Here is a 13,350-nt window from a genome sequence, read left to right as displayed (position 1 = left end):
GACATGCCTGAGATTCTTGGCCACAACTTCATCAACGGCCAGCGCAGCGCAGCTGGCAACCAACGCCTGCAAAGCCTGGACGCCACTACTGGCGAAGCGCTGCCCTACAGCTTCGTGCAGGCCACCGAAACCGAAGTGGACCAGGCCGCCCGCGCTGCCGCCGCAGCATTCGTTGAATTCCGCCAGCTGGCACCTGCCCGTCGCGCCGAGTTCCTCGATGCCATTGCCGCCGAGCTGGACGAACTGGACGACGCCTTTGTCGCCATTGTCTGCCGCGAGACCGCCCTGCCCGCTGCCCGCATCCAGGGTGAGCGCGGCCGCACCAGCGGCCAGATGCGCCTGTTTGCACAGGTGCTGCGCCGTGGCGACTACCTCGGTGCGCGCATCGATCTGGCCCTGCCTGATCGTCAACCCTTGCCGCGGGTCGATCTACGCCAGATGCGTATTGGTGTCGGCCCGGTCGCGGTGTTTGGCGCAAGCAACTTCCCGCTGGCCTTCTCCACCGCTGGCGGCGACACCGCAGCAGCATTGGCCGCAGGCTGCCCGGTGGTGTTCAAGGCGCATAGCGGCCACATGGCCACGGCCGACCTGGTCGGTTGCGCGATCACCCGCGCCGCCGAGCGCACCGGCATGCCCAAAGGCGTGTTCAACATGGTCTTCGGTGGCGGCGTCGGTGAGTGGCTGGTCAAGCATCCAGCGATCCAGGCGGTTGGCTTCACCGGCTCGCTCAAAGGCGGCGACGCACTGTGCCGCATAGCCGCAGAACGTGCGCAGCCAATCCCGGTATTTGCCGAGATGTCGAGCATCAACCCGGTGATCGTCCTGCCGGGTGCGCTGGCCAAGCGTGGCGAAGCCATCGCCCGCGAGCTGGCAGGCTCGGTGTGCATGGGCGCGGGGCAGTTCTGCACCAACCCAGGCATGGTCATTGGCCTGCGTTCTGCTGAGTTCAGCACCTTGCTGGCCAATGTTGGCCAGGCGCTGGATGCTCAGGCCGGGCAAACCATGCTCAATGCCGGCGGCCTGCGCAGCTATGTCAGCGGCCTTGAGCATCTACAGGCGCATGCCGGCATCGAGCACCTGGCGGGTCAGGCGCAGGAAGGCTCACAGGCGCGTGCGCAGCTGTTCAAAGCGGACGCCAGCCTGCTGGTCAATGCCGATCCACTGCTGCAGGAAGAGGTGTTTGGCCCGGCCACCGTGGCGGTCGAGGTGCAGGACAACGAGCAACTGCGCGCAGCCCTGCAAGGCCTGCGTGGCCAGTTGACCGCAACCCTGATCGGCGAGGCAGAAGACTTCGAGGCGTATGCCTGGTTGGTCCCGCTGCTGGAAGAGAAAGTTGGCCGGATCCTGGTCAACGGCTATCCGACTGGCGTTGAGGTCTGCGATGCGATGGTCCACGGCGGGCCATATCCGGCAACTTCGGATGCGCGCGGGACCTCGGTGGGGACATTGGCGATCGATCGCTTCCTGCGGCCGGTGTGCTACCAGAACTACCCGCAGGCGTTGCTGCCTGAGGCGCTCAAGGATGGCAATCCGCTGGGGTTGCGTCGGTTGGTGAATGGGCAGTGGAGTGACGGCTCGCTTTAAGCTTTTTGGGGCCGCTGCGCGGCCCCAGAAATCTACACCCCTTGCGCCTCTGCCGCCTCATGCGCCTGGCGCAGCCGCTCACGGCTATTGGACAGATGCATGCGCATCGCCATCTTCGCCCCTTCGCTATCGCCCCGCACAATCGCCTCGTAGATCGCTTCGTGCTCGTGGCGCAGACGGCTCATGTAATGCGCCTGGTCATCCTGGGCAATGCGCGCCGAATTGAGCCGCGTGCGCGGGATGATGCTGGTGCCAAGGTGATTGATGATGTCGGCGAAATAATGATTGCCGCTGGCCTGGGCGATCCGCAGGTGGAACTGGAAGTCTGCCGATACCGCATCGGACGCGTGCGCAGCACCTTCGTTGATCTCATCCAGGGCTGCACGCATCCCGCTCAACTGCTCGTCGGTACGGCGCTGCGCCGCCAGCCCGGCAGACTCGATCTCCAGGGCGATGCGTAGCTCCAGCACCGCGAGCACTTCACGCAGGGTGACCACGGTGGCGGGATCGATGCGAAAGCCACTGCCAGGTGAGGCCTCGAGCACGAACGTGCCGATACCGTGACGGGTCTCGACCTGCCCGGCAGCCTGCAGCCGCGAGATAGCCTCACGCACTACGGTGCGGCTGACGCCTTCCTCAGCCATGATCTGCGACTCGGTCGGCAGCTTGTCGCCGCGCTTGAGCTGACCACTGCGGATGCGTTCGGTCAGCACCGTGACCAATTCCTGGGCCAGACTGCGCGGCTTGCGCCGGGTCCTTGCCTGTACCTGCTGCTCTGTCATGCCCTGTAGTTCACCTTGAGAGACAGGCACCATGATAGCGCAAGCAGTTGTACGATCACATACGCAGACTGCGGGTTTTTATTGATACTTTGGCACTGCCTGTTTCGTACCTCGGCGTCCGTGCTGGATGGCGGCAAATTGCTGGCCCCCAAACCTCGAAAGCGAAGGCAAACTTCGTTTTCCTTCAGAAGCTTAGGACAGCATCATGCGGGTATTTCTAGCAACCATGGCCGGCTGCCTGCTGGCGACCTTCGCTATCACAGCCCAGGCCAAAGCCTTGAGCCAGAACGATCGCAACGTGTGTAGCTGGGGGTCGCAGATTGCCGCTGAGGCGCAGCAAGCCAAGCTTTCCGGGGTCAACGTGTACGCCACGCGCAAGCGCCTGCAGGCGCGCAAGTTCCCCAAACCGTGGATGCGCATGACCGCCTTCGGGATCACAGAACAGACCTACAACAGCCGCTCCCGACTCAAGCCTGCGGCCATCAAGAAAACCTATTATGACCAGTGCGTGCAACACGCTATTGCCAAGCGATAACGCTATAAATCAGTAACTTATAAGAACTTCCTGATGAATATTCTAGGCCTTGATTCGCCATGGTGGCCCTGAATGGAATGAGCGCTGCAGCCAGTCCTTGAGTGCGCCGACGGCTGCAGTGTGCAATCGCGCCGAGGGCCGTACCAGGTAGATTCCGGCCGTGACATCCAGTTGCCAGTCTGGCAGCACGCGTACCAGCCTGCCGGCGGCCAGGTCTTCGATCATCAACCAGTCGCCGCCAGCGATAATGCCGACACCCCGGCGGGCAGCCTCCAGCAAGGCTTCATTGTCATTGCTGCGCAGTGAACCTGAGACCTTGACGCTTACATGCCGCGCGCCGGCCGTTAGATTCCATTCAGGAAACGAGCGCAAGCCACTGAAACCCATGCAGTTATGCTCGGCAAGGTCAGCAGGGACTTGAAGCGTGGGATGTTTGGCCAGGTACTCCGGCGATGCGCACAGAATGCGCAGATGATCGCAGAGCTTTTTTGCCACCAACCGGCTGTCCGCCAGCTCACCGATACGGATTGCCGCGTCAAAACCTTCAGCCACCAGATCGACAAAACGGTCTGAGTACTCGACCTCCATCGTTACCTGCGGATGCGCCAGGACGAAGTCGGCCAGCAGCCCACTCAGCCAGCGCCTGCCCATCGCCGCCGGCAGCGCCAGGCGTAGACGCCCCCGGACGGTCGCAGCGCCCTCGGCCGCTTCCTGTTCGGCTTCATCGATCAAGCGGCTGGCCTGGCGCAGCCGCTGCACAAGGCGCTCGCCCTCATCGGTGAAACGCAACTGGCGGGTAGTGCGTTCGACCAGACGAATTCCCAGGCGCTGTTCGAGCGCACTCAAACGCCGCGACAGCACCGACGGGTGGCGGTCGAGCTGGCGCCCGGCAGCGGCGAATGAACCTTGCTCGTGCAAGGCCAGCAAGCTTGCCAGTTCATCCGCGCGGCGGCTGTCGAAGGCGTCCATGGGCAGGCTCTCAAACAAGGTCAAGGGATCAGTATCAGCGCCCCCTCGGAACGGCCCTGCTCCAGGTCCGCATGAGCCTGGGCAACATCAGCCAGCGGGTAGCGGCGCCAGATACGCGGCAGGATGATACCTTGGCTGACAGCGTCCAGCACGTCTGCCGCGCGCTGCTGATATTCCTCGGCAGTCTGAGTATGGGCGGCCAGCGATGGCCGTGTCAGGTACAGCGAGCCCTTGGCATTGAGCGTGCTCACCTCGATGGGCGCAGGGGCACCCGAGGTCGCCCCGAACGACACCAGCAGCCCGCGCGTTCGCAGGCTGTCCAGTGAGGCCTGCAGCGACACTTTACCGATGCTGTCATACACCACATCCACGCCCTGCCCCGCAGTCAGTTCCTTGACTTGGGCGGCCAAGCTCGCCGCATCAAATACCAGCACGTGCGCGCAGCCTGCCTCCTGTGCGCGACCGACACTTTCAGGCCGGGACACAACACCAATCACCGTCGCCCCCAAGTGCCTGGCCCACGCCACCAGCAACTGGCCCACCGCGCCACCAGCACCGTAGACCAGTAGCTGAGTGCCGGGACCTACTGAATAGGTAGTCTTGATCAAGTACTGTGCGGTGATGCCCTTGAACAACACTGCGGCGGCCTGTTCATCACTGACCGAGGCCGGCAACTTGACCAGACGCTCGGCCGGGTACAAGCGGCCACTGGCGTAGCTGCCAATCGGGCCGGTGGCATAGGCAACCCGATCGCCAACCTGCAATGAGGCGACGCCCTCGCCCACAGCCGTCACCCGCCCTGCACCCTCCAGCCCCAAGCCACTTGGCAGCACCAGCGGCGCAGCACCTTTGCGTTGCAGCAGGTCGAGCGGGTTGACGCCGATGGCGGTCTGTTCAAGCCAGACCTGACCCGGCCCCGGCTGCTGCGGTTGCACAGTCTCCAGTTGCAGTACATCTGTGGTGCCGGTGTCGGTCAGAACGATTCGTGCGGACATGGCCAATTTCTCTGGTTGGTGGAATGCCGTTGCAGCTTAGATATCCATCTGCCGTCGAGCAATCAGGCCTGGCACAGATGATTCGTGCACCTCACGAAGCAATACATCTCGAAAGTACCGTTGCGGTCCAGCCCAAGCCCGGCAAGACTACGTCCACGACCACCCGACGCAGGCTTGCTCGCCAAGCCGTTCAGGCAACTGTTGCTTATGCACGACAAGACCACGTTCAGCGTGCCGGTAACCCCCCGATCGCTGCTGCTGCCCATTCTTCTGAGTTTGCTGGCGTTTGCCGCCAACTCGGTATTCTGCCGTCTGGCCCTGCGCGACGGCGCCATTGATGCCACCGCCTTCACGGCGATCCGGCTCGGCAGTGGCGCGCTAGTGCTCGCCGCATTGGTGTACTGCACTCGGCGGCCTCGCAATCCGGCAGGCAGCTGGACCGGAGGACTGGCCCTGTTCGCCTATGCCTGGCTGTTCTCGCTCGCCTACCTGCAACTGGGTGCAGGCACCGGCGCGCTGATTCTGTTCGGGGCAGTACAGATCAGCATGTACGCTTTCGGCATGTGTCGAGGCGAACTGCTGCAGCGCAAGGTGCTGCTAGGGATGTTGATTGCCTTCGCCGGACTGCTTGCATTGCTGTTACCCGGCACCGACGCACCGCCGCTTGCCAGCGCGTTGGTCATGCTTACCGCAGGCATTGCATGGGGCGCGTATTCACTGCTGGGCAAAGGGTCAGCCGATCCGCTGGCGGCAACTGCAGGCAACTTCCTGCGCAGCTTGCCGCTGGTGCTTGGCGCTGTTGTGGCAATGGCGCTGAGCGGCGCATCGCTGCACTGGAGCGGCGAAGGCGTGCTGTATGCGCTCGGATCCGGCGTGCTGGCCTCCGGTGCCGGTTACAGCCTCTGGTATAGCGTGGTCAGGTGCATCAGCTCGCAGCAGGCGGCGACCATGCAGTTGAGTGTGCCGGTGCTGGCAGCGCTTGGTGGGGTGTTGTTGCTCGGCGAGCCACTGACCTGGCGCTTGGGCCTGACTTCGCTGGTGGTGCTCGGTGGGGTTGCGTTGGCGTTGCTGCCGACGCGTCGGGCCTAGGTAGCCAGCCGGGTAGCCTTTCACCCTCGATAGCGAATTTTCCTACGCCCTTCTCAGAAGCCGGATAGGTCCCTCAAAAGCCCTACCCCGGTATGGTTGGCAGGCAATCAAAGCCGTGAAAACAGCGGCCCGCCCCAGCCCCGTCGGCAACTCATCGGCCCTATCGGCGACGCTTGCAGACGCTGAAAAGGACGTCCCATGCCCAGCCAATCCGACCTGAGCTTCCGCTTCGAGCCTCTGGCCAGCCGCACGCCGTTCGAAGTGGTGTCGTTCACCCTCGAAGAAACCCTCAGTACGCCTTTCAAGCTCACGCTGGAGCTGATCAGCTACCGAGCTGATGTCGATTTCGCCGAGCTGATTGACAAGCCAGCGCTGTTCACCATTTGCCGCGACCAGCAGCCAGTACGCTACGTGCATGGTTTGATCAGCAGCCTCAGCCAGGGCGAAAGTGGTTTCTATCGCACCCGCTATCAAGCCGTCATCGAACCACAACTGGCACGCGCACGCCTGCGCTCCAACTGGCGAATCTTCCAGCAGCAGAGCGCAGCGCAGATCCTCGAGGTCATGTTCAAGCGCCAAGGCCTGACCCAGATCGAATTCAGCACCACGTGCGACCATCAGGTCCGCGAGTTTTGCGTGCAAGCCGGCGAAACCGACCTCGACTTCATTGCACGTCTGGCTGCAGAAGAAGGCTACATCTACAGCTTTGACCACAGCGCTACTGCCCATACCCTGCGCGTGACCGACCGGGTGATGAGCCTCGGGCAGATCAACAGAAGCGTCATCAAGCCCGCAGACGATCTACGCAGCTATGCCGATGATGACACTGCCGATCCGCTCAGCGTGCTGTATCACTCCAACAGTGGCGGCGATCCCGCCGGCCCTTGCCTGCGCAGGCTTCGCTATTGCGAGCAGGTGGCAACCACTCACCAGCAGCAGCGCGACTATACCTTCCTGCGGCCAGCCTACCGCCAACAACACGGGGTGGTTGCCAGCCAGTGGAAGCTGCCCTGCAACAAGTACGAACGCTTCGACTATCCCGGCCGCTATAACCTTGATGTGGTTGGCAAGCCGTTCACCCAGACGCGGCTGACCGCACGCCGCCACGCGGTGCGCCTGGCTGAAGTGGAAGGCGACGATGTTCGTCTGCAACCTGGGCTGAGCTTCAATCTGATCGATCATCCCCGTGAGGACTTCAACGCCCACTGGCGGGTGATCAGCGTGCGTCACGTCGGCAGCCAGTTCACCAGTCTGCAGGAAGAGGCGGCGGATGCCGACCAGGGCACACACTATGTCCAGCATGCTGAGCTGGTACCGGGCCGCATCGACTGGAAGCCCGCATTGTTGGCCAGGCCGCGGATTGACGGGCCGCACATGGCGACGGTGGTCGGGCCGCCCGAGGAAGAGATTTATTGCGACCAGTGGGGGCGGGTCAAGGTCAGCTTTCCGTGGGACCGAGAAAGCAAGGACAACCAGTTCAGCTCGTGCTGGATCCGCGTCGCCCAGGGCTGGGCAGGCGGTAGTTGGGGGTCGATGGCCATACCGCGAATCGGCCAGGAAGTGATCGTTCAATACGTCAATGCCGATCCCGATCAGCCATTGATTACCGGCCGCACCTACTGCGCCAACCAGCTGCCGCCCTATGATTTGCCGCAGCACAAAACCCGTATGACCATCAAAAGCCAGACCCACAAAGGGCAAGGCTTCAATGAGCTGCGCTTCGAGGATGAGCTGGACCGACAAGAGGTGTTCATTCACGCCCAGAAAGACCAGAACAACGTGGTCCGGCACAACGAAACCACTCAAGTCGGCAATGATCGCGCCGAGCAAGTCGAGCGTGATGAAACCCTCAACGTCGGCCATGACCGCACAGAGTCGATCGGCAATGATGAAAAGGTGTCGATTGGCCAGGATCGTCAGCATCAGACTGGTCGCGATGACGTCCTCGAAATCGGCCGTCACCACAGCATCACGATCGCTCAGGACCGCACCGAGCAGGTCGGCAACCACCGCCGCGACACCACAACTGCCAACCACACCGTCGATATCGGCGGGCACCTCGAACAACAGGTCGCTGGCCACGTCGACCTGAAAGCCGGCCAAGCGATTCGCTACCAGACCCAGGACTTCGAGATCGAGGTCGCTGGCAGCTTCTCGATCAAATCGCCGGGCGGTACGTTACGCCTGGATGCTTCCGGGATAACCCTCGACGGTGTCGCGATAAATTTCAAAGGCCCTATCGGTCAAGCACCTGAGGGGAGTTCCTACGCCTTCAGCATCAGCGGCAAGCCTGAGCCGGGTGAGCCTGTCTGCCTGAGTTGCCTGCTCAAAGCGATTCAAGAGGGGCGCAGTGTTGTCCGCCTCGAAGGGGTCAACGCATGACCACAACGGCCACCAATCTTGGAAACGAGATCGTCGAAGTACTGCGCAACCCGCGTTACCGCCTGACTGGCATCGTCGAGATAAGCCGCTTGAGCGAGCGAGATCGCAGCGAACTGCTGCGCCGTATCAAGGAATACGCGCTGCCATTACTTCAGCAGCCCGAATTCGCCAACCTGCAGGCGCTTGGACCACGGTTGATCACTCCAGCGCCCGACTATGGCCTGGACGGTCAGTGGGGCAACTACTGGGATGTCGAACACTACGGCAAAGAGGGCATCTGCGCGTGGATCGTCAGTGCGATGCCGCCGCCAGAACTGCTCGTGCACCTGAGCCAGGCCAATCGCACGGTCGCGCCTGATGGCAATAGCTTCCTGCTGCGTTGGCACATCGCACGCAGTCTCCAGGCTCTGCATGCACGGCGCGACTTGCCGGCGGTACGCGAGTGGCTCGCGCCTATCCATAAAATATGGCTACCGGTACCTGACCCAGGTCGCGAGCGCTGGGTATGCCTCGAGGGAGAGGATCGCGCGCCGATCAGCCAAGGCAACGCCTTCGAGCTGGACTCCGCGTGCTGGCAGGCGCTGACCGGCGACCCGCTGGAATACACCTTGGCCGACGCCATCGGCACAGCGATGGCAGCTGCGGGCATGACCGGCCAATGCCATACCATTCGCCTAGGCATTGCTCGCGCGCATTTGAGTGCAGCTCGCAAAGCTGGCCTGAGCCGCCAGCAGGACCTGATCAGCTACGTGACCATGATGACCCTCAACGGCGATGCGCTGGCTGAGTCGGCCGCATGGACGCAGGCCGTTGCCGAAGCAAGCGAGCTCAAACGCCCGCTGGCAGACGCCCTGCAAGCGCCCCTCTCCTGCCAGCCTCGATAAGGACACCACCATGATCAGCATGGACAAGCTCTTCGCTATTAATCGGGCTGCCTGCGAGGCCCTCAGCGTACCGTTAGCCGCAGGCCCTGCAGTCAGCTGCACCCGCAGCTTCACCATTCTGCCACTGCGCTACGCTGCCGTCGGCGGCAACTCCGCCTTACGCGAGCGCCTGCCGCAATTGCCAGACAACCTGCATCACGCGCATCAGGCTGGCGCATTGACTCAGGCTGCCTACGCGATACGGCCACTGCGTGAAGGATTCCTTTACGTCATGGAAGCTCGCCGAATCGGCAACAGGTTGTTATTTCTTGACCCGTTCCGCATTTCGGCAGATGGCTCACTGGCCATCACCAGCTTCGATGACCCCTGGCAAGCCCCGCCGGCCTCGCTGACGGCGCAGGACGTGATGCGCAACCTGGCATGGGCTCTGACTATCCACGATGTCGATGACCTGATCGGGCTGCGGCTGTTCTACAGCCCTGACCCACTGAGCAGAGCTACGCTGATGCGCCTGTTCCACCAGGCTTCCAGCGTGCCGGCTGTGAACGTGGCCAAGTATGCCGTCCCCTCCTGCTCAGTCCCTGAATCCCATGTGCTGACTTACGGTCAACTCGACCTAGTGGCCGATTTCGCCGCAGAGAACGATCCAGACCTGCGCAAGATGCTTGACGCACAGCTGTCTTCGACGCCGAAGATCATGTCGCTGGTGGCCTCTCGGCAGATGCTCAAGCCAAAGCCGAACAGCGATACGCCGCGAGGTATCGCCATCGTGGTGGAAGACGCGATCGGCATTACCCAGGATCTCAATGCCTGGCGCAACGCGGGCCTGGAACACCTCAAAGGCTGGCTGGAAACCACCACCCCCGGCGCTGAACCAGAGCAGCCGGGGATCAGCAACGAGCGCAAGGTGCTGGTGGCACAAGCGTTCACTCAACTGCACGCCGAGTTCAGTGAGCGCAAGGTCGGCGCGCTGCTGAGCCGCCACACGCAGAGTCTGCGTGAGTACCTGACAGATGGCGAACAAAGCCTGCCGCCCGGTCCAACCCGCGAATGGTGGGCGCACACACGCGAAGGCATTCTTGAAGTTGATGCACAGTTCAAGCGCAAGGATCTCGAAGCGCGTGCTGCCACTGGCGAGTTTGCCAAGGCTTTCGAAGAGCGCTACTTGCCAAGGGTCGATCTGCCCGCCATGCACGTTCAGCTGGGCTGGTTCGAGACCGTCAGCCGCGAAGCGCAACGCCAGGCTGATGCCCGGGCAGGCGACCACCTGATGTGGCTGCAGCATCCGCGACTGCTTGCAGCACTGGATCTCTATGACCAGGAAGACCTCACCAGCGGTCTGTGCTTTGCACACCAGACCGGCCTCTGCGTGCTGGGTATGGAAGGCACCGTCAAAGGCGCGCAATTGCTCAGCCGCTGGTGGCAGAGCGGCGAAGTTGAAGCGAGTAACTTGGCCATGCGCGCTTATGTGTTCAATCAGAAATCGGTTGCCGAGGTACTGGCAAAGACCCAAAGCGATATGCGCATTCTCCACGGGCCAGCGGACGACTGGCAAAAACTGGAAACCGCACTGCAACAAGCCAAGGCACTGGCGGCCCAATTCAGCGCAATCGACAGCCATTTGGAGCGGTTAGCCCAACATGGCCACGTCAATACTGCTGGCGCACTGGCCTGGATTGGTCATTTAGGGCGTGAAGCCCTGAGCGCCGGTGCGCCCAACGCTGTAGACCGAGCACTGCATCGGCGTCTGGTAACTCTCCTTACTGCTTCGCTGGGTGAGCAAGCACTCAACCTGCGCATGGCCGAACACGCCCAAGCCGGTCACACCCCCTCCCCGGGCCGCGTTGCCGCACCGATCATGCGCCGGCTTGATCAGGCCTATGTCGACAGCCTGAACGGTGCGCACAGCAACAGCTTCTACCGCCTGCGGGTCAGCAGCGCGCTGCTGTTGCTGGAAGCGAGTCTGTTGCTGCTGCAAGGCAGGCGAGAAGATAAGGATCGACGGTTCTGGAGCGAGGTGGCTGCGGGGGCGTTGACGAGCGCGGCAGCGGGGATGGAGTTGTTGGCAGTTGGGACAGAGCAAGCACTGGCATCTCTTGACCGGAGGGGGGCCTTAGCGAGGGGAGCTAATATAAGCCTAGGGCGGTATCGAGTCTGGGGAGCCGCAATGGCCAGCGTAGGAGGAATAGTGAGCATCGTCTGGGATGTAAGCGATGCAGTCAGTATGGCTGCGATTAACGGGCCTACACGCGATTCCAAAAAACGACTGTTAGTCGGCGCTTACTCTGCGAGGGCAATCGCGACCTTGTCCCTTATCAGCGGGCAGGGAGGAATCGCGTTCTCCAAAGCAGGCGCCTACTTCCAATGGCTAGCTCAAAGTCTGCAGAGTAAAAACCTGAGCGGATCTGCAAGGATTTTTGCTTCATGGTCCAATATCTTGGCAGGCAATCGACAACTTTTACTAATACTAAACCGAATGAGTTGGATCGGCGGCGCGATCGCGATCATCATAACGCTAGCCATCCTAATTATCGATGAGAACGCTTTTGAAAAGTGGTGCGACAGGTGCTGTTTTAGCCGAAGCAGCGGCAGCGAACGCTATGAACTAGATCATGAAGAACTTGCCGCATTAGCCAATTCTATTTCGGAGATTCTTTAATGTTCTTTTTTGAATGGGGTTATTGGCAGTCCGTCATAAAGCTCAACACCAAGGAGTCCAGCAAAAAACCACCTACCAAAATTAATTCCTTGAACATCCCGGCGTACGAAAGCGATGAGATCGAGGCGCTGACAGCAGCGCGCTTGAGCGCAAGCCCGACGCCTGATACACGAGGCCCAACTTACGCATTCAATCAGGATATATTGGAGATGCGATGTGGTATGTGGCAGGAAAAACGGGGCCTTATTACTATCGTTTCGCTAGCAATTATTTTCGTTATCTGCATCGGCTTCACAGGAGCAGCATTCTTCGCCTGGGCAGTACCGTATCGCCACCCAACCAATGGCAGCACGGTAGATATCGGCGCACTTGTGCTGAGCACTTACCTTGGTCTTGTTAGTGCATGCCTGGCGCTAGGCTATCTAAAACTCGGCCTCCCAGTATCTAGACTGGAAATATTCACATCACGCCAACTGCTTATACGCTTCAACCGCAGGAGTCAGCAGGTATATTTACACCGTCCCAGCTACTGCGGCGGACTAGTGACATTACCATGGATTGGGGTATGTAGTTCAGGGGCGAATAGTAGCTCTTCAATAGCAGGAGGTATCGGATTACCTCTATTCCTTCACTGGCCTACAGCGTTTACTCTGAGCCATTACCCAGAGTGCGCATGGGTCGGCAAGGCAGGAAACAGTCAATCTGAAATTCAAGCCGAATGGGAATTCATCCGCCGATTCATGGACGAAGGCCCCGAGGGCCTACCCCGCCCACGCATCACTTCACACTTCCCTTGGCCATGGCAGGCATTCACTCCGCAGTTCGAGGGCCTTACCCACTACTTCTGGAATTCGTCGCGGATCATCAAGTTAGGCCTCATTCTTATTTCGCCCGCCTTCCTCATTCTCGGTTTGGGCCACTGGCTAAGCCTGCTGCTGTGCTGGAAACCTCGGTGGCCAAAAATCATCCGCGAAGCAGGATTGCCCGGCAAACCCATCCCGCCGCTAACCACTTTGGCCGACAGGCCGCCTCATATCCAGGAGCGCCTGCGTGCGAACGCCCATCTGTGGGCCATACGCCCGGGCCAGCGGCCGGCGAAAAAACCACGCGCTACCCGTAGACGAGCCAAGCCCGGCAACCAGTCCACTACAGCCAAGGAGTCCTTCACCGATGAAACCCATTGTGCTGATCGGCCACAAACATGACTGCCCAATTCACGGCATCGGCGAAGTGGTCTCGGGCACTTCTGCGACAAGGGTCGGCGGGCGCGAGGTTGCTTGTGTTGGCGACCGCATAAGCTGCGGCGCCGTCATTGAAAGCGGCTCGCCAAGTTACGCCATCGCAGGCAAGGCCGTGGCCCGACTTGGGGACACCACTGACCATGGCGGCACGCTGATCGAGGGCGACAGCGGCTGGCTGGTCGGCTGAAGTATCGATGTCACTGGGCCCAGTGCACCGCCTAAGCTTGTAC

The 13,350-nt window shown here is 61.2% G+C and carries 11 protein-coding genes; 8 read left to right on the top strand and 3 right to left on the bottom strand.

What is annotated here, in order from left to right; genetic code table 11:
- Positions 1-3: 3 nt before the first annotated feature.
- On the top strand, positions 4-1,584 hold the full coding sequence (locus M2396_RS04705; protein ID WP_259073459.1) for an aldehyde dehydrogenase (NADP(+)): 1,581 nt from the start codon (positions 4-6) through the stop codon (positions 1,582-1,584).
- A gap of 32 nt (positions 1,585-1,616) precedes the next feature.
- Here M2396_RS04705 and M2396_RS04700 read toward each other — a convergent pair whose 3' ends face one another.
- Positions 1,617-2,366 (bottom strand): FadR/GntR family transcriptional regulator, encoded by a 750-nt coding sequence (locus tag M2396_RS04700; RefSeq protein ID WP_101319755.1) that lies wholly within the window; start codon positions 2,364-2,366, stop codon positions 1,617-1,619.
- Between the two features lie 205 nt (positions 2,367-2,571).
- Between M2396_RS04700 and M2396_RS04695 the strand changes: the two genes are divergently transcribed.
- On the top strand, positions 2,572-2,901 hold the full coding sequence (locus M2396_RS04695; protein ID WP_101319757.1) for a hypothetical protein: 330 nt from the start codon (positions 2,572-2,574) through the stop codon (positions 2,899-2,901).
- 42 nt (positions 2,902-2,943) lie between these two features.
- Here M2396_RS04695 and M2396_RS04690 read toward each other — a convergent pair whose 3' ends face one another.
- Complete coding sequence (locus tag M2396_RS04690) at positions 2,944-3,870, bottom strand: LysR family transcriptional regulator (protein ID WP_150569133.1); 927 nt, start codon at positions 3,868-3,870, stop codon at positions 2,944-2,946.
- Between the two features lie 20 nt (positions 3,871-3,890).
- Positions 3,891-4,865, bottom strand: a complete 975-nt coding sequence (locus tag M2396_RS04685; RefSeq protein WP_259073454.1) for a quinone oxidoreductase — start codon at positions 4,863-4,865, stop codon at positions 3,891-3,893.
- A 207-nt stretch (positions 4,866-5,072) separates the two neighbouring features.
- Here M2396_RS04685 and M2396_RS04680 point away from each other — a divergent pair, with 207 nt between their 5' ends.
- The 6 genes from M2396_RS04680 (at position 5,073) to M2396_RS04655 (ending at position 13,307) form a co-directional block, all read left to right on the top strand.
- Positions 5,073-5,954: a DMT family transporter gene (locus tag M2396_RS04680; RefSeq protein ID WP_259073452.1), complete on the top strand. Its 882-nt coding sequence runs from the start codon at positions 5,073-5,075 to the stop codon at positions 5,952-5,954.
- Positions 5,955-6,152: 198 nt separating this feature from the next.
- Positions 6,153-8,336, top strand: a complete 2,184-nt coding sequence (locus M2396_RS04675; RefSeq protein ID WP_259073450.1) for a type VI secretion system Vgr family protein — start codon at positions 6,153-6,155, stop codon at positions 8,334-8,336.
- The gene (locus M2396_RS04670) at positions 8,333-9,220 is read left to right on the top strand and encodes a DUF4123 domain-containing protein (protein WP_259073449.1); all 888 of its coding nucleotides are present in this window, start codon (positions 8,333-8,335) and stop codon (positions 9,218-9,220) included. Before M2396_RS04675 ends, M2396_RS04670 begins: the two co-directional genes overlap by 4 nt.
- A 10-nt stretch (positions 9,221-9,230) precedes the next feature.
- Positions 9,231-11,879, top strand: a complete 2,649-nt coding sequence (locus M2396_RS04665; RefSeq protein ID WP_259073447.1) for a T6SS effector BTH_I2691 family protein — start codon at positions 9,231-9,233, stop codon at positions 11,877-11,879.
- A complete protein-coding gene (locus M2396_RS04660) occupies positions 11,879-13,084 on the top strand; it encodes a DUF6708 domain-containing protein (protein ID WP_259073445.1) in 1,206 nt (401 codons plus the stop codon). The genes M2396_RS04665 and M2396_RS04660 overlap by 1 nt, the downstream gene beginning before the upstream one ends.
- Positions 13,050-13,307 (top strand): PAAR domain-containing protein, encoded by a 258-nt coding sequence (locus M2396_RS04655; protein WP_150572562.1) that lies wholly within the window; start codon positions 13,050-13,052, stop codon positions 13,305-13,307. The genes M2396_RS04660 and M2396_RS04655 overlap by 35 nt, the downstream gene beginning before the upstream one ends.
- Positions 13,308-13,350 lie beyond the last annotated feature (43 nt).

The organism is Pseudomonas sp. BIGb0278 (assembly GCF_024809895.1).
In the GTDB taxonomy this organism is placed as follows: Bacteria; Pseudomonadota; Gammaproteobacteria; order Pseudomonadales; family Pseudomonadaceae; genus Aquipseudomonas; species Aquipseudomonas shirazensis.
The sequence above is the reverse complement of the archived record's forward strand: the minus strand, read 5'-3'. Positions and strand labels throughout refer to the sequence as shown.

Excerpts from the sequence above, each read along its gene's own strand:
- M2396_RS04680 (WP_259073452.1), top strand. The coding sequence starts at position 5,073 with ATGCACGACAAGACCACGTTCAGCGTGCCGGTAACCCCCCGATCGCTG.
- M2396_RS04695 (WP_101319757.1), top strand. The coding sequence starts at position 2,572 with ATGCGGGTATTTCTAGCAACCATGGCCGGCTGCCTGCTGGCGACCTTC.
- M2396_RS04685 (WP_259073454.1), bottom strand. The coding sequence starts at position 4,865 with ATGTCCGCACGAATCGTTCTGACCGACACCGGCACCACAGATGTACTG.
- M2396_RS04690 (WP_150569133.1), bottom strand. The coding sequence starts at position 3,870 with ATGGACGCCTTCGACAGCCGCCGCGCGGATGAACTGGCAAGCTTGCTG.
- M2396_RS04705 (WP_259073459.1), top strand. The coding sequence starts at position 4 with ATGCCTGAGATTCTTGGCCACAACTTCATCAACGGCCAGCGCAGCGCA.
- M2396_RS04700 (WP_101319755.1), bottom strand. The coding sequence starts at position 2,366 with ATGACAGAGCAGCAGGTACAGGCAAGGACCCGGCGCAAGCCGCGCAGT.
- M2396_RS04655 (WP_150572562.1), top strand. The coding sequence starts at position 13,050 with ATGAAACCCATTGTGCTGATCGGCCACAAACATGACTGCCCAATTCAC.
- M2396_RS04665 (WP_259073447.1), top strand. The coding sequence starts at position 9,231 with ATGATCAGCATGGACAAGCTCTTCGCTATTAATCGGGCTGCCTGCGAG.
- M2396_RS04675 (WP_259073450.1), top strand. The coding sequence starts at position 6,153 with ATGCCCAGCCAATCCGACCTGAGCTTCCGCTTCGAGCCTCTGGCCAGC.
- M2396_RS04670 (WP_259073449.1), top strand. The coding sequence starts at position 8,333 with ATGACCACAACGGCCACCAATCTTGGAAACGAGATCGTCGAAGTACTG.
- M2396_RS04660 (WP_259073445.1), top strand. The coding sequence starts at position 11,879 with ATGTTCTTTTTTGAATGGGGTTATTGGCAGTCCGTCATAAAGCTCAAC.